Raw genomic sequence first — 15,728 nt, 5'->3', positions numbered from 1 at the left:
CTGGTACGCACAAATGAACCCTAACCTTCTTCCCGACCTTGCCACCTTTGTGTTGATTATCGACCAGGGGAGCTTCTCCGCTGCCGCCAAAGCCTCGGGTGCTACGCCTTCCGCTATTAGCCGCAGCGCTTCACGCCTCGAGAAGGCGTTGGGCAGTAAGCTGCTGCACCGTACGACGCGCAAGCTGGCGCTCAGCGAAACGGGCAAAATTGTGTATGCACACGCGCAGGAAATGCTGCATGCGGCGCAAATGGCCGTCGACTCAGGCAGCAGTCGACAAACCATCGCGCAAGGGCAACTGACCCTCAGCGTGCCGAAAGCGGTGGGGCGATTTGTCATTCATCCACTGATGGCCGAATTCTTTACGCGCTACCCGCAAGTGGACGTCTGCCTTCGGCTGGAAGACCGGTATATGGATTTAATCGACGACGGCGTCGACCTTGCACTGCGCATCAGTCAGTCGCCCTCCCCGGGCCTGTACGGGAAACCGCTGATGCCGGTCAGCCATGTGATATGCGCAACCCCCGAATACTTACGCAAGCACGGTACGCCCGAGCACCCGCAGGCACTGAGAGAGCATAGCTGTATCAGTCTTGGCGAGACACCTGCGGATTCACGCTGGAAGTTTCGACGCGGTGAGCGCATGGAGACCATTCAGACTCATGGCCGCTACGCCGCCAACCACACCGGTGTACGTCTGGACGCGATAAAAAAGGATCTGGGAATCGGCAGCCTGCCACTGTTCACCGCCAGCGAGGCACTCGCCAATGGCGAGATTGTCCAGGTACTGCCAGAATGGGAATTTATCAGCGACTACAGCGGGGAACTGTGGCTGCTATGGACGCGCAATCAACATATGCCCGCCAGAATGCGGGCGATGATTGATTATCTCAGCGAGAAGGTGCCGTTGCACAACACCTGATTACAGCGCGCGGGCAAATACCTCTGCCACCCACTGCTGGAACCCCTCAACGCTCAGGCCCAGCGCAACCTGCGCATTTGCCGGATGCCCCAAGCGTCCTTCAATGTCCACTACCGTCGTACCCGAGGTATATTCGCCCTGGGTTTCAACCGCCACGAAACACGGCTGCAGGGTAAACAGTTCCGGGCGCACCAGCCAGGCAATGGCGCACAGATCGTGCATTCGCAGCCCCGTATTCATACTGCCGCTACGGTAATGGCTAAACAGCGCATGCAGCATTTTTCCCGTCTGGTTAAGCTGGGGGAGCGTTGCCAGATAGTCCGGGGCGAGCATGGCCTGATTAGTGACATCCAGCCCACACATCACAATCTCCAGCCCGCTCTGGAAGACTTTCGCGGCGGCCTCGGGATCGATAGCAATATTAAACTCGGCGTTGGGTGTGAAGTTCCCGCGCCCGGCAGAGCCGCCCATAATCACCAGACGGTGAATGTTGAATACGCATTCAGGATAATGGGTCAGCAGCAGCGCAATGTTGGTCAGCGGGCCAATTGCCACCAGCGTCACGGGCTGCGGGGCATGCATCAGCGCATCACGAATCGCCTGGAAGGCGGGTTTTGCCATCGCCTGGCGGTCGTGTTCGACAAATTCATACCCTTCCATACCGGACTCGCCGTGCACGGAAGCGGCATCACGCAGCGGCCGCACCAGCGGCATTGATGCTCCCTGCGCTAGCGGAACATCCGCATTCCAGAAGTGCAGCAGTTGCAACGCATTACGGGTGGTTTTTTCCACCGACACATTGCCTGCTACCGTGGTCATCAGTTGCAGATCCAGCTCAGGGGCAAACAGCGCAGCAGCAATGGCGGCGGCATCATCAATGCCGGGATCGGTATCAAGAATGATCGGTAAGCGCATGGTTTCTCCATAAAAAAATGCCAGACGTTAAGTCTGGCATCTTCTCATAATCGTAACCGGAAAGACTTACTCTACTTCACGAACATCCACACGCAGCTCTTTCGGCACTTCGAAAACGATGTTCTCTTCGCGGCCTTCCAGTGGGATCGCTTCCCCACCACCAAGCTCTTGCAGGCGAGCAATCACGTTTTGCACCAGGATATCCGGCGCCGAGGCTCCGGCCGTCACGCCCACACACTTCGCTTCTTTCACCCACGCTTCCTGAATGTCGGTCGCATCGTCAATCAAATACGCCGCTTTCCCCATTCGCTGGGCCAGTTCAGCCAGACGGTTGGAGTTAGAGGAGTTCTTAGAGCCGACCACCAGCACAACATCAGCCTGTTCCGCCAGCGCGCGAACCGCTTCCTGACGGTTGGTGGTGGCATAACAGATATCGTCTTTGCGCGGCCCGACAATTTTCGGGAAGCGTTGACGCAGCGCATCAATAACGTCAGAAGTGTCGTCAACGGAAAGCGTTGTCTGCGTCATGAAGGATAATTTTCCTTCATTTTTCACATTCAGTTTCAGCACATCATCCGGTGATTCAACCAGATACATTCCCCCTTGCGGGTTGCTGTACTGGCCCATTGTGCCTTCGACTTCCGGGTGCCCGGCGTGACCAATCAGAATGGATTCTTCGCCACGACGACTGGCACGGGCAACTTCCATATGCACCTTCGTTACCAGCGGGCAGGTCGCATCAAAAACCGTGAGGTCACGGCCTTTGGCTTCGTTACGCACCGCCTGAGATACGCCATGAGCGGAGAAAATCAGGATCGCGCCATCCGGCACTTCGCTGATTTGCTCGATAAAAATAGCGCCGCGCTCGCGCAGGCTATCCACCACATAGCGGTTATGCACCACCTCGTGACGGACATAAATCGGCGCGCCATAAATAGCCAGCGCGTTTTCCACAATGCTGATAGCGCGGTCTACGCCAGCGCAAAAACCGCGCGGGTTGGCCAACAGGATCTGCATTTTACGCCTCCAGTGCCGGTTCGACTTCCAGCACTTCAATATCAAAATGAACGGTATGCCCGGCCAGCGGATGGTTGAAATCAACCGTGATCGAGTCACCGTTGATTTCGCGGATCACGCCAGGCATCTCACTGCCGTCCATTGCGGTAAAGAGCATGATAGCGCCAATTTCTGGCTCGCCCGCGTCCATAAACTCCCGACGCGAGAAATACTGAATTAAGTCCGGACTTGACACACCAAAGGCGGCATCCGGTTCCAGAGCAAAAGTGGTTTTATCACCTTCTTTTAGCCCCAGCAGGTGTTGTTCCAGTCCTTCAGACAGAGAACCGTCGCCCAGGCGAAACAGCGCAGGCTTGCCGTTATTGCGGGTTGACTCTGCGGTTGAGCCATCGTCGAGCTTAAGGGTGAAGTGCACCAGCACCGCACTGTTACTCTGTACTGATTTAGACATGCAGGTTGCTCTTTAAAATTGCTGCCGCCTGTTTGCCCGGTGGCGCTACGCTTACCAGGCAAACAAGGATCGCAGTATATTGTAGGCTGGATTAGCATAGCGCCATCCGGCATTTTTTTATGCGGCTTTTTTCTCTTTCGACGGCAGGAAGCCTTCGAGAACAATCAATGCCGCGCCGATACAGATAGCAGTATCGGCCAGATTGAAGGTCGCGAAATGCCAGTCGCCGACGTAAAAGTCAATCATATCAACCACGAATCCGTGCCACAGGCGGTCGAACAAGTTGCCCAGTGCACCGCCAATGATTAACGCATACGCGATGTTGTTCAGCTTCTGGGTCGCCTTCGAGCGATACATCATCACCATCAGGATGACGCAAATACCGATGGCGATGCCGGCAAAGAACCAACGTTGCCAGCCGCCGCTGTCGGCTAAGAAGCTAAACGCCGCACCATAGTTACGCGCGTAGTGCAGATTAAGCGACGGAAACAGCGACACCGTATCCCCCAGAGCAAAGTTCTGGAGGATCAGGTATTTGCTGCCTAAATCGATAATCAGCACGACTACCACCAGCCACAGCCAGCGTAGTCCTGTTGAACAAAGAGGCTTACTCATCAGGCAAACTTACGTTGTTCGCCATCACCGGCGATGTTGCTGACACAGCGTCCGCAGATATCTGCATGTTCCGCCACCTGGCCGACGTCGGTAGTGTAATGCCAGCAGCGCGGGCATTTCTCACCTTCGGCTTTGCTCAGTACGATTTTCAGACCTTTGAGCAGTTCGCTCTGCTGAGCATCAGCAGGAGCAGCCGCATAATCCGCAACCGTCGCACCAGAGGTCAGCAGTACAAAACGCAACTCTTCGCCCAGCGCGGTCAGTTTCGCCGCCAGCTCAGGTTCAGCGTACAGGGTCACTGCAGCCTCCAGAGAACCACCGACTTTCTTATCCGCACGCGCCTGTTCGATGACTTTGTTCACTTCACCACGCACTTTCAGCAGCTCGTCCCAGAAGGCATCGTTCATCGCTTCGGTTTCGCCTAAGCCAAACAGACCTTCGTACCATTCACCGGTAAAGACATACTTCTCACGATCGCCCGGCAGGTAGCCCCAGATTTCATCGGCGGTGAAGGACATGATCGGCGCCATCCAACGAACCAGCGCTTCAGCGATATGGAACAGCGCTGTCTGGCAGCTACGACGCGCCACGCTATCCGCTTTCGCGGTGTACTGACGGTCTTTGATGATGTCGAGGTAGAACGAACCCATTTCGACGGAGCAGAAGCGCATCAGGCGCTGTACCACTTCGTGGAAGTCATAGGCTTCATAGGCTTTCAGGATTTCGTCCTGCGCCGCTTGCGCACAACCTACCGCCCACCTGTCCAGCACCACCATCTCTTCCGGTTTCACCATGTCTTTAACCGGATCGAACCCATTCAGGTTCGCCAGCAGGAAGCGCGCGGTGTTACGGATACGACGATAGCTGTCGGCAGCACGTTTCAGAATTTCGTCAGAAACGGCCATTTCACCGGTATAGTCGGTTGAAGCCACCCACAGACGCAGAATATCCGCGCCCAGTTTGTTCATCACATCCTGCGGAGAAACGGTGTTACCGATAGACTTGGACATCTTACGGCCCTGACCATCAACGGTGAAACCGTGAGTCAGTACCTGGCGATAAGGTGCTTTGCCTTTCATGGCGGTGGAGATCATCAGAGATGACATGAACCAGCCACGGTGCTGGTCAGAGCCTTCCAGATACATATCGGCCGCATGGCCTGCAAACTCAGGACGCACGTCCACGACGGAGGAGTGGGTTGAACCAGAGTCGAACCACACGTCCAGCGTATCCGGGACTTTGACATACTGGTCAGCTTCGTCGCCGAGGATATCTTTCGGATCGAGATCCCACCACGCCTGGATGCCGTCAACTTCAACGCGTTTAGCCACTTCTTCCATCAGTTCGATAGCGCGCGGATGCAGCTCTTCGGTGTCTTTGTGAACAAACAGAGACATCGGCACACCCCACGTACGCTGACGGGAGATACACCAGTCAGGACGGTTAGCAACCATCGATTCAATACGCGCCTGGCCCCAGTCCGGGATCCACTGCACGCCTTTGATCTCTTTCAGCGACTGTGCGCGCAGGCCTTTTTGATCCATGCTGACGAACCACTGTGGGGTCGCGCGGAAGATGATCGGTGACTTGTGACGCCAGCAGCATGGGTAGCTGTGCTGCATCTTCTCAACGTGCAGCAGCGCACCTTTTTCGCTCAGCAGCGCAACGATTTTGTCGTTGGCTTTAAAGACGTTCACGCCGTCCAGATCCGGATAGGTACCCGCCAGGTATGCGCCGTCCGGGCCAACCGGGTTAGCGATTTCCAGACCGTATTTCTGGCTGATGACGTAGTCATCCGGACCGTGACCGCCAGCGGTATGAACCGCACCGGTACCCGCATCCAGCGTAACGTGATCGCCAAGGATAGCCGGTACATCGAAGCCCATAAACGGATGGGTAAAGCGCAGCAGTTCCAGCTCAGCGCCTTTAACGGTGCCGAGAATGGTGTATTCAGCCGCGCCAATACGCTGCATGACACTTTCAACCAGATCTTTCGCCAGAATCACAGCCTGGCCGTCAATCTGCACCAGCGCATAGTCAAAATCAGGTGCCAGAGAGATTGCGCGGTTCGCCGGTAACGTCCACGGGGTAGTGGTCCAGATAACCAGAGAGATCGGGCCGTTGACGTCAGAAACGCCAAATTTCGCTTTCACCGCATCCTGATCGGCGGCGTGGAACGCCACGTCGATGGACGGGGAGGTTTTGTCATAATACTCAACTTCCGCTTCCGCCAGCGCGGAACGGCAGTCAACGCACCAGTGCACCGGCTTCGCACCTTTGTGCAGGTGACCGTTACCGATGATTTTACCCAGCGCACGAATGATGTTGGCTTCGGTTTTGAAGTCCATGGTCAGGTACGGATGCGACCAGTCGCCCAGTACGCCAAGACGGATAAAGTCTTTACGCTGACCGTCAACCTGGGTCGCTGCGTATTCGCGGCACTTGGCACGGAACTCAGCGGCGGTAAACTTCTCGCCCGGTTTGCCGTATTCCTGCTCTACTTTCAGCTCGATCGGCAGACCGTGGCAGTCCCAGCCCGGAACGTAAGGCGAGTCATAACCCGTGAGTCCTTTGGACTTCACGATAATGTCTTTCAGAATCTTGTTAACCGAGTGACCAATATGAATGCTGCCATTCGCATAAGGAGGGCCATCATGCAGAATGAAGGTTTTTTTGCCTTTTTTGGCCGCACGAATGATGCCGTACAGGTCATCATCAGTCCAACGCGCCAGCATTCCCGGTTCGCGCTTGGCGAGATCGCCGCGCATCGGGAACCCTGTTTCCGGCAAATTCAGGGTTGATTTATAGTCACTCATCAGATTCTCGGTTCCGTATTTAAAACTCGTATAGGCATTAAGCCGGTTTTGTTAGCCCAAAAAATTCACGGGCAGTCAACTCATCACGCGCAATCTGCGCTTTTAGTTCATCCAGCGAGGCAAATCGCTGTTCGCTGCGTATTTTTTTACGCAGTACTACATCTATATGGCGACCATACAGGTCCATTACAACGTCCAATAGATGCACTTCCAACTGTTGGCGTACGCCTGCTACCGTCGGGCGGGTGCCGATGTTGGCGACGCCGGGCAACGGTTTATCGCCCAGTCCCATCACTTCAACTGCATAAACCCCTTTCACCGGAGAAACCTGGCGACGCAGCGGTAAGTTTGCCGTCGGAAAACCGATGGTGCGCCCTAATTCATCACCGTGAACGACACGTCCTGAGATAGTAAAAGGATGCCCAAGCAGGCTTTCGGCCAGTTGCAGGTTATCTTCTGCCAGCGCCTGACGTACCGCGGTGCTGCTAATGCGCACACCGCCTTCGCAGAAGGTTTGGGTGCTGGTGATATCAAAACCATACTCAGCGCCCGCTTCCTGTAATAACAAGAAATCGCCCGCACGGCTAGCGCCAAAGCGGAAATCATCACCAACGGCAAGAAATTGTACACCAAGGCGCTTAACCAGCAGATCGCTGATGAAGGTCTGCGCCGTTAATGCCGCAAAGCGCCTGTCAAAACGCACGCACAGCACGTAGTCCACGCCGCATTCCGCCAGATAACGCAGTTTTTCGCGCAGGCGAGTGAGGCGCGCAGGTGACTTGTCGGTCGCAAACAGCTCCAGCGGCTGCGGCTCAAAAATCATCACCATCACCGGTAAATTGCGTTTGCGCCCTTCTTCCCGTAAACCCTGCAGCAACGCACGGTGGCCACGGTGCACGCCGTCGAAATTACCAATAGTCAGCACACACCCATGCGGGGCCTGACTGAGATTATGTATGCCTCGTATCAGCTTCATGTCTGGCTCAAAACAGTGAAAATCGTGAAAGTATACCCTGTACCGCGGTCAACGTTAACCGGCGATTGTTTCTACGAAACAGAAAGAGGATTGTTTTCATTGTTATGAAACAAATTGCAGACCTTCATGGGCACGCCAATGCAATTTTTCTCGTGGAAAAGCTGTATTCACGCCACGCAAGCTGGTAGAATCCTGCGCCATCACTACGCAACGAGTGCTGCAATTTAAACGGCGCTTATTTGCACAAATCCATTGACAAAAGAAGGCTAAAAGGGCATATTCCTCGGCCTTTGAATTGTCCATATAGAACACATTTGGGAGTTGGACCTTGGCTAATATCAAATCAGCTAAGAAGCGCGCCGTTCAGTCTGAAAAGGCCCGCAAGCACAACGCTAGCCGTCGCTCTATGATGCGTACTTTCATCAAGAAAGTATACGCAGCTATCGAAGCTGGCGACAAAGCTACTGCACTGAAAGCATTTAACGAAATGCAACCAATCGTGGACCGTCAGGCTGCTAAAGGTCTGATCCACAAAAACAAAGCTGCACGTCATAAAGCAAACCTGACTGCACAGATCAACAAACTGGCTTAATCGCCTGCTTGTTGTCGCTTTGTGAAAAAACCCGCGCAAGCGGGTTTTTTTATGCCTGCTATCTGACGTTTTTCTCTTTAGCCACTGATGTTGTTCTCGCTCGTTCACACTCTTCCTGACCAGCCTGTTTTTTCAGCTATCCCTTCCTCAGTCGCGTCGCGTAATACGTGAAAGTTATTTTCTTTCACTGTTTTCCTTTTTTTATTTCATTATTAAAAAAACTGTGACCACCTTAGCAAATAGAAACATCGTTCATTCAAAAACGAATAAACGCAATCCTGATGTAAGATTTGATAATTGATTGCTGCGGTAGGGTTAACTACTTTTCATGTACACCTTACTCACTCATTTTAATCTGAGGTTAAATTCAGTAACGACATAAAAAATAATATTTAAAACTTGCTTGGAAAGTAGAAGCTGTTTTTCTGGGCGTATCGTTCCAGTATCGGAGTTATTATTATGAGTTCTGTTATTGAGGATACCCAGTCATGCGGGTCAACATCATTATCTTTACTACAGCGTATTAGCTACGGCTCTTTGGATGTGGCGGGTAATCTGCTGTATTGTTTCGGTTCAACTTACATTTTATATTTCTACACAGACGTTGCAGGTATTAGCCTCGCCGTAGCAGGCGTCATCCTGCTGCTGGCGCGTATTGTCGATGGCATAGACGCCCCCATATGGGGGATCATCATCGATAAAACGCGTTCGCGTTACGGTAAATGCCGCCCCTGGTTTTTATGGTTGCCATTACCTTTTGCCGTATTCAGCGCCCTGTCATTTTGGTCTCCTGATATCAGTATGACCGGAAAAGCTATCTATGCAGCAATATCTTATATGATTGCCAGCATTCTATTTACCGGACTTAACACACCGCTCAGTGCAATATTACCCCTGATGACCTTATCTCCTAAGGAAAGACTGGTTTTAAATTCCTGGCGAATGACCGGTGGGCAAATTGGGGTTTTATTAATGAATGCGACCGCACTGCCGTTAGTTGCTTTTTTAGGTAACGGAAATGATCATGCGGGTTTTATTTATACGGCGATTATATTTGCCGTAATATCCTGTTCGTTAACGCTTTTCGCCTTTAAAAATATCCGAGAAATGAATACGGATAAAATTCAACAAGAACCTAAATTGCCGATGAAAAAGAGTTTTGCGGCAATGAAAGGCAACTGGCCATGGATCCTGATGGTGCTGGCAAACCTGATCTTCTGGATTGCCCTACAACAACGCTCCACAACGATTGTCTACTATCTTACCTACAACCTCGACCGCAAAGATCTGGTTCCGCTGATTAACAGCCTGGCGACAATTCAGATCCTGTTTATCATCGCTATCCCCTTCTTTAGCAAATACCTGGCTAAAACGTGGATATGGGTAGGCGGTCTGCTGGTCGCCACGCTTGGCGGCATCATGATGTGGCTGGCAGCGGACAACATTCCTTTTCTCATCGCCGCCTGGGTACTCGGCAATATCGGCAGCGGTATCGCCTGCTCAATGCCGTTTGCCATGCTGGGCTTCGCAGTCGACTTCGGCGCATGGAAGACGGGTATTAAGGCTACCGGCATTCTTATCGCCTTCGGCAGCACCTTCTGCATCAAGATGGGTAGTGGCCTCGGTACCGCTTTCGCTGCCTGGATCATGAACAGTTTTGGCTATGTCCCCAACCATGCCCAGAGTGCTGCGGGTCTGGAGGGAATTACCTGGGCCTTTATCTGGGCACCCGCCCTACTCTTCGCGCTCGCAGCGATCCCACTACTTTTCTTTCGTAAATACGAAGCGATGGAAGAGAAGATTCGCCACGATCTGGAAACCATCAACTAAAAACGATCTTTACCTTCACCCTCGAAATATGGGAGGCACCACCATGCCATTTATGCAACATGACCCGCGTCGCCTGGTCTGGCAGCAAAACGATCGCTATTTATGGATTGAACCCTGGGGCGAGAACAGCCTGCGCGTACGCAGTGGCCGTCATCTGCCGATAATGAGAAATGAAGACTGGGCATTGACTGAGCCAGTCGCAGAAAGCCACTGCCACATTGATTATGAGCACCACCAGGCGACGCTGACCAACGGCAAAATTATCGCTATCGTCAATCAAAAAGGACAAGTTACCTTTTACCGCCATCCACACAAACCTCTGTTGCAGGAGTTCTGGCGCCTGCGGGGCGAAATTGGCGAGGATGAATCTTCTCACGGCCAGTACGTCAGCGCACTCAACCTTGAAGGGCGCGAATTCCGACCTATTCAGGGTGGGAAATATTCACTTAAAGCCCGCTTCGAAGCCACCGAAGGGGAAAAAATTTATGGTATGGGGCAGTATCAACAGGCTAACCTGGATCTCAAAGGATGCGTTCTTGAGCTGGCGCAACGTAACTCCCAGGCCTCAGTACCGTTTATGCTCTCCAGTCTGGGCTACGGATTTTTATGGAACAACCCGGCAGTCGGGCGCGTAACCTTTGCCCACAACGTTACCGAATGGGAAGCACAGGTCAGCGAACAGCTGGACTACTGGATCACGGCTGGCGATACCCCAGCAGAAATTAGCCGGGCATATGCGCTGGCTACCGGCACACCGCCGATGATGCCGGACTACGCCATGGGCTTCTGGCAGTGCAAACTCCGCTATCGTACGCAGGCAGAGCTGCTGGAGGTTGCCCGCGAATATAAGCGCCGCAATCTGCCTATCTCGGTGATCGTTATCGACTTCTTTCACTGGCCGAATCAGGGTGACTGGATGTTCGATGCGCGCGACTGGCCCGACCCTGATGCCATGATTGCCGAGCTGAAATCGCTGGGAATTGAGCTGATGGTCTCCGTCTGGCCGACGGTGGATAACCGCACCGAAAGCTATCGGGAGATGCGCGAAAACGGCTGGCTGGTACAAACGGAACGTGGCTTGCCGATCAATATGGATTTCCTCGGCAACACCACTTTCTTTGATGCTACCCATCCGGGTGCGCGGGACTACGTCTGGGGCAAAGCCAAACGCAACTATTATGATAAGGGCGTGAAGCTATTCTGGTTAGACGAAGCCGAACCTGAGTTCAGCGTTTATGACTATGACAACTATCGCTACCATGCCGGGCCGGTACTGGAAGTGGGCAATATCTACCCGCGAATGTACGCCAAAACCTTTTTTGATGGTATGAAAGCCGATGGTGAAGACAAGGTTATCAACCTGCTACGCTGCGCCTGGGCCGGCAGTCAAAAGTATGGCGCACTGGTCTGGTCAGGTGATATTCACTCCTCGTTTAGATCGCTACGCAACCAGTTTGCCGCCGGACTCAATATGGGAATCGCGGGGATACCGTGGTGGACGACGGATATCGGTGGTTTTCATGGCGGTAATATTCACGACCCACATTTCCATGAACTGCTGATCCGCTGGTTCCAGTGGGGCGTATTTAGCCCGGTGATGCGTCTGCACGGCAACCGCGATCCGCAGATTTTACCGGAACAACCGTACCGGGATGGTATCGCCCAGTGTCCTACCGGTGCACCGAACGAAGTCTGGAGCTACGGTGAGGACGTGTGCGACGTACTGACGGGTTGCCTGGCGTTGCGAGAGAAACTGAAGCCCTATATCAAAGCGCTGATGGAGGAAACCCATAAGCACAATACGCCAGTGATGCGCCCCCTGTTTTTTGATTTCCCCGAACAGGAAACAAGTTGGGCAATCACCGACCAGTACTGTTTTGGTCCTGACCTGCTGATTGCCCCCGTAATGCATGAAGGTATGCGCGAACGTGATGTCTGGCTACCGGAAGGGGAAACATGGACGGATCTTACGACCGGCGAGAGTTATTCGGGAGGGCAAACGTTGCACTATACCGCGCCATTGAACAGAATTCCGGTATTTATCCGCGAAGGTGGGCAGTATCGTAGCTTATTGAGGCTATAGCATGAAACCGGCTGCGGGTGAGTACCGCAGCCGGAAGTATTACGGTAAGTATGTCTACTGTGGCTTGAACAATGCCGAGTAGTCCGCATTGCAAATACGCTGCACCGCCGGATGCTGGATCATTCTTTCCGCAAATATGGCGTGATACTCTTCCATCACATTTTCTACGCGTCCAATTTCAACAATAGAATCATCGGCATAGAAATTGTGCGAATACAGAGTAGGTGCAACAAAAATAGCATTATGCGTTGCCCCAAACGCTTTCATCAGCGCAGCGTCATCAAACTCACCGAGGATTTCGACATTCAATCCCTGTGAGTTGATCCAGTTCAGCAGCTTACGTCCGAGCATCGAACGACGTCCAGGGATCAGCAACCGACGCTCCTCAAGGCAGGCCGGGAATGGTTTTTCAGGCAGCGGTTTGGTGCACCAAAAACTCACGCTGCACTCGCCTATCCGCACTGAGAACAACCCTTCCTGCTGCGTAGAATCGATCGGGCAGTCGGAGATAATCATATCCAGCTTATGCTGGCTGAGTTGATCCAACAGCATCTCGTGCGTTGACTCAAAACAACGCAGATGGATTTGTTCATCTTCAACCACAGCGGCATCCAGTACGCTGCTGACCAACTGCTTCGATAGCGCATCCGCCACGCCGACATCGAACAGTAAATTAGACTCTTTGCGGTAGTTCACGATATCCAGCATTTCCTGGCTTAAGGTGAACATCTTATCCGCGTAACGAAAAACCAATTCGCCTAACTCACTGGGCTCCAGCCCACGCCCCTTCCGCTTAAACAATTTTCCCTGTAAGCGTTCCTCAAGCGCTTTAATCTGCCCAGTAATGGTCTGAGGTGTCAGATAAAGCGCTTCTGCTGCACCAACCACTGACCCTTCTTTATAGACATGCCAAAAGTAGTACAGATGGTTGTAATTTATATGAGACATACTCTCTCCCTGAAAATTGTCACGAAAGGGTTATCCCGTCAGGCCGATGCGTTCAACCGGGCACGTAACCAGCAGTAACCTATCACTGCCGACAACAAGGAGCCGATCAGGATCCCCAATTTTGCCCAGTTAATCAGCTCAGGATCGACGTTGCCAAACGCCAGGCTGGCAATAAAAATCGACATCGTAAAGCCAATGCCGCAAAGAATACCGACCGCCATAATCTGCTGGAAATTCGTTCCTTCCGGCAATTGCGCCACCTTGAGGCGTAACGCCAGCCAGCAAAACAGACTGATACCCAACGGTTTGCCGATCAACAGGCCGGCAATGATCCCCAGCGGTAATATCGAGGTCAGTCCATCAATAGTGACGCCCTGCAGTGAAACGCCTGCGTTGGCGAAGGCAAACAGTGGCAGGATCAGGTATGCCACCCATGGATGCAGAACATGCTCCAGTCGCTTCGCCGGTGAACGCCCGTGTTTTTCCTTCAATGGAATGAAGAAGCCCACGATCACGCCCGCCAGCGTTGCATGCACGCCAGACTTCAGTACGGCAGTCCACAGCACTACGCCGACCAGAATATAAATACCGGTGCGTCTCACTCCGCACAGATTCAATCCTGCCAAAACAAGGATTGCGCACGCGGCAACGCCCAGCGACAGCAGCGAGAGGTCGCTGGTATAGAACAGTGCGATGATTACGATAGCGCCGAGGTCATCAATAATCGCCAGCGCCATCAGGAAGATTTTCAACGCCAGTGGTACACGACTGCCCAACAACGCCAGCACACCTAACGCAAAAGCGATATCCGTTGCCGCCGGGATCGCCCACCCTTCACGGGTGATGGGATCGGCATAGTTGAATGCCAGGTACAGCAGCGCCGGGACAATCATGCCCCCGATAGCAGCAATGATCGGGAACGCCGCCTGACGCAGACTGGCCAGCGAACCTTGCATTAACTCGCGCTTTACTTCCAGACCAATCAACAGGAAGAACACCGCCATCAACGCGTCGTTGATCCACAACAGCATATTTTTGTTGATCTCAAGCGCGCCAACCCGCAGTTGAACGGGCGTTTCCAAAAAGGCGTGGTACCATCCACTGGTAACCCCGATATTTGCCATCAGCATAGCGACCACGGCTGCGATGATCAGAATGATGCCCCCCGAGGCGTCACTACTAAAAAAACGATGCAGATGTTTCACTTTTATTCTCTCTATTGGGTGAATACTTCGTAAATACTATCTTACACCCTCAAAAAGCTCGTTAAAATTAGATTATTCATGATGGATAAATCGGTTTTTACGATCTATACAGAGTAAGTCGATAAAGATTTTCCGAGCGGAAAACAGAAATAAAAAAGCCTGAGACTTTTCAGTCCCAGGCTTTTTATTCGAGATAAAACTGCGAATTAGCGAGTCAGATCGTCAAAGAACTTCTTCACACCGTCGAAGAAACTTTTGGAGCGCGGACTGTTTTGTTCGCCGGTCGGGCCGCCAAAGCTGTCCTGCAGATCTTTGAGCAGTTGCTTCTGCTTGTCGTTCAGGCCCACAGGGGTTTCAACCACCACTCGGCACAGCAGATCGCCCTGAGCGCCACCGCGTACAGACTTGACGCCCTTTCCACGCATGCGGAAAAGTTTGCCAGTTTGCGTTTCGCCCGGAATTTTTAGCTTCACGCGACCGTCCAGCGTTGGGACTTCAATCTCGCCGCCCAGCGCAGCCATCGCAAAGTTAATCGGTACTTCGCAGTACAGGTTATTGCCTTCACGTTCGAAAATTGGGTGCTGTTTTACCTGCACCTGAACGTACAAATCACCTGCTGGCGCACCATGTTCACCGGCTTCACCTTCGCCCGCTAAACGAATACGGTCGCCGGTATCAACCCCTGCCGGGATCTTAACGGACAGCGTTTTGCTTTTCTCAACACGACCATGACCGTGGCATTTGTTGCACGGATCTTTGATCAGCGTACCGCGGCCCTGACAGTGTGGACAGGTCTGCTGTACGGCAAAAAAGCCCTGACGCATCTGTACCTGACCAGAACCGTGACAGGTTGGACAGGTCTGTGGCTGAGTACCTGCCTTCGCACCGCTACCGTGGCAGACGTCACACTCTTCCAGAGTCGGAATACGGATCTCTTTGGTGACGCCACGCACGGCTTCTTCCAGAGTGAGATCCATGTTGTAACGTAAATCAGCACCACGTGAGGCGCGCTGACGACCACGACCGCCGCCAAAGATATCGCCAAACACGTCACCAAAGATATCGCTGAAGTCAGCCCCGCCGCCAAAACCGCCGCCGCCGCCCATGCCGCCTTGCTCAAACGCAGCATGACCGTACTGATCGTAAGCCGCACGTTTTTGCGCATCGGTCAGGATCTCGTACGCTTCTTTGATCTCTTTAAACTTGGCTTCGGCCTCTTTATCACCCTGGTTGCGGTCCGGGTGAAATTTCATGGCCAGGCGCTTGTAGGCCTTTTTGATTTCACGCTCTTCCGCTGACTTGGAAACGCCTAAAATCTCGTAATAGTCTTGCTTAGCCATCTCTTTTTATCTGCCCCT

The 15,728-nt window shown here is 52.9% G+C and carries 13 protein-coding genes and 1 pseudogene; 4 read left to right on the top strand and 10 right to left on the bottom strand.

The window, feature by feature from the left end:
• Positions 1 to 13: 13 nt before the first annotated feature.
• Positions 14 to 922: a LysR family transcriptional regulator gene (locus OGY10_RS04945; protein WP_267454161.1), complete on the top strand. Its 909-nt coding sequence runs from the start codon at positions 14 to 16 to the stop codon at positions 920 to 922.
• On the opposite strand, the gene rihC is transcribed toward OGY10_RS04945, so the two are convergent.
• From rihC to OGY10_RS04910, 7 genes and pseudogenes are all read right to left on the bottom strand, one after another.
• Positions 923 to 1,837, bottom strand: a complete 915-nt coding sequence (rihC, locus tag OGY10_RS04940; RefSeq protein ID WP_286576384.1) for a ribonucleoside hydrolase RihC — start codon at positions 1,835 to 1,837, stop codon at positions 923 to 925. It abuts the gene before it with no gap.
• Positions 1,838 to 1,903: 66 nt separating this feature from the next.
• Positions 1,904 to 2,854, bottom strand: a complete 951-nt coding sequence (ispH, locus tag OGY10_RS04935; protein ID WP_003018925.1) for a 4-hydroxy-3-methylbut-2-enyl diphosphate reductase — start codon at positions 2,852 to 2,854, stop codon at positions 1,904 to 1,906.
• Between the two features lies 1 nt (position 2,855).
• A complete protein-coding gene (gene fkpB, locus OGY10_RS04930) occupies positions 2,856 to 3,305 on the bottom strand; it encodes an FKBP-type peptidyl-prolyl cis-trans isomerase (protein WP_003018929.1) in 450 nt (149 codons plus the stop codon).
• Between the two features lie 117 nt (positions 3,306 to 3,422).
• Entirely contained in the window at positions 3,423 to 3,920 is a 498-nt protein-coding gene (lspA, locus tag OGY10_RS04925; RefSeq protein ID WP_003018932.1) for a signal peptidase II, read from the bottom strand.
• Positions 3,920 to 6,736, bottom strand: a complete 2,817-nt coding sequence (ileS, locus tag OGY10_RS04920) for an isoleucine--tRNA ligase (protein ID WP_003829724.1) — start codon at positions 6,734 to 6,736, stop codon at positions 3,920 to 3,922. The genes lspA and ileS overlap by 1 nt, the downstream gene beginning before the upstream one ends.
• 37 nt (positions 6,737 to 6,773) lie before the next feature.
• Complete coding sequence (gene ribF, locus OGY10_RS04915) at positions 6,774 to 7,712, bottom strand: bifunctional riboflavin kinase/FAD synthetase (RefSeq protein ID WP_003829725.1); 939 nt, start codon at positions 7,710 to 7,712, stop codon at positions 6,774 to 6,776.
• Positions 7,713 to 7,719: 7 nt separating this feature from the next.
• A pseudogene (locus OGY10_RS04910) lies at positions 7,720 to 7,935 on the bottom strand (DUF2575 domain-containing protein).
• A gap of 105 nt (positions 7,936 to 8,040) precedes the next feature.
• On the opposite strand from OGY10_RS04910, the gene rpsT reads away from it, so the two are divergent.
• From rpsT to OGY10_RS04895, 3 genes are all read left to right on the top strand, one after another.
• Positions 8,041 to 8,304, top strand: a complete 264-nt coding sequence (rpsT, locus tag OGY10_RS04905) for a 30S ribosomal protein S20 (protein WP_003018940.1) — start codon at positions 8,041 to 8,043, stop codon at positions 8,302 to 8,304.
• Between the two features lie 459 nt (positions 8,305 to 8,763).
• Positions 8,764 to 10,134 carry an MFS transporter gene (locus tag OGY10_RS04900; RefSeq protein WP_048236162.1) on the top strand — a complete coding sequence of 457 codons (1,371 nt, stop codon included), beginning with the start codon at positions 8,764 to 8,766 and terminating at the stop codon, positions 10,132 to 10,134.
• A 43-nt stretch (positions 10,135 to 10,177) separates the two neighbouring features.
• The gene (locus tag OGY10_RS04895; RefSeq protein ID WP_267445132.1) at positions 10,178 to 12,217 is read left to right on the top strand and encodes a glycoside hydrolase family 31 protein; all 2,040 of its coding nucleotides are present in this window, start codon (positions 10,178 to 10,180) and stop codon (positions 12,215 to 12,217) included.
• Positions 12,218 to 12,271: 54 nt separating this feature from the next.
• Here the strand turns inward: OGY10_RS04895 and nhaR are convergent, their stop codons facing one another.
• From nhaR to dnaJ, 3 genes are all read right to left on the bottom strand, one after another.
• Entirely contained in the window at positions 12,272 to 13,165 is an 894-nt protein-coding gene (gene nhaR / locus OGY10_RS04890) for a transcriptional activator NhaR (RefSeq protein ID WP_032942332.1), read from the bottom strand.
• Between the two features lie 38 nt (positions 13,166 to 13,203).
• On the bottom strand, positions 13,204 to 14,370 hold the full coding sequence (nhaA, locus tag OGY10_RS04885; protein WP_008786152.1) for a Na+/H+ antiporter NhaA: 1,167 nt from the start codon (positions 14,368 to 14,370) through the stop codon (positions 13,204 to 13,206).
• 206 nt (positions 14,371 to 14,576) lie between these two features.
• Positions 14,577 to 15,710: a molecular chaperone DnaJ gene (gene dnaJ, locus OGY10_RS04880; RefSeq protein ID WP_003829737.1), complete on the bottom strand. Its 1,134-nt coding sequence runs from the start codon at positions 15,708 to 15,710 to the stop codon at positions 14,577 to 14,579.
• Positions 15,711 to 15,728 lie beyond the last annotated feature (18 nt).

It is taken from the genome of Citrobacter sp. Cpo148 (assembly GCF_030332375.1).
Classification (GTDB): domain Bacteria; phylum Pseudomonadota; class Gammaproteobacteria; order Enterobacterales; family Enterobacteriaceae; genus Citrobacter; species Citrobacter portucalensis.
Note: the sequence above shows the minus strand (reverse complement) of the source record. Positions and strands in the feature narration are given on the sequence as shown.

What these genes read in the sequence shown, in the direction of transcription:
- ileS (WP_003829724.1), bottom strand. Translation starts at nt 6,736, where the DNA reads ATGAGTGACTATAAATCAACCCTGAATTTGCCGGAAACAGGGTTCCCG.
- ispH (WP_003018925.1), bottom strand. Translation starts at nt 2,854, where the DNA reads ATGCAGATCCTGTTGGCCAACCCGCGCGGTTTTTGCGCTGGCGTAGAC.
- OGY10_RS04945 (WP_267454161.1), top strand. Translation starts at nt 14, where the DNA reads ATGAACCCTAACCTTCTTCCCGACCTTGCCACCTTTGTGTTGATTATC.
- ribF (WP_003829725.1), bottom strand. Translation starts at nt 7,712, where the DNA reads ATGAAGCTGATACGAGGCATACATAATCTCAGTCAGGCCCCGCATGGG.
- OGY10_RS04895 (WP_267445132.1), top strand. Translation starts at nt 10,178, where the DNA reads ATGCCATTTATGCAACATGACCCGCGTCGCCTGGTCTGGCAGCAAAAC.
- fkpB (WP_003018929.1), bottom strand. Translation starts at nt 3,305, where the DNA reads ATGTCTAAATCAGTACAGAGTAACAGTGCGGTGCTGGTGCACTTCACC.
- rihC (WP_286576384.1), bottom strand. Translation starts at nt 1,837, where the DNA reads ATGCGCTTACCGATCATTCTTGATACCGATCCCGGCATTGATGATGCC.
- dnaJ (WP_003829737.1), bottom strand. Translation starts at nt 15,710, where the DNA reads ATGGCTAAGCAAGACTATTACGAGATTTTAGGCGTTTCCAAGTCAGCG.
- lspA (WP_003018932.1), bottom strand. Translation starts at nt 3,920, where the DNA reads ATGAGTAAGCCTCTTTGTTCAACAGGACTACGCTGGCTGTGGCTGGTG.
- OGY10_RS04900 (WP_048236162.1), top strand. Translation starts at nt 8,764, where the DNA reads ATGAGTTCTGTTATTGAGGATACCCAGTCATGCGGGTCAACATCATTA.
- nhaR (WP_032942332.1), bottom strand. Translation starts at nt 13,165, where the DNA reads ATGTCTCATATAAATTACAACCATCTGTACTACTTTTGGCATGTCTAT.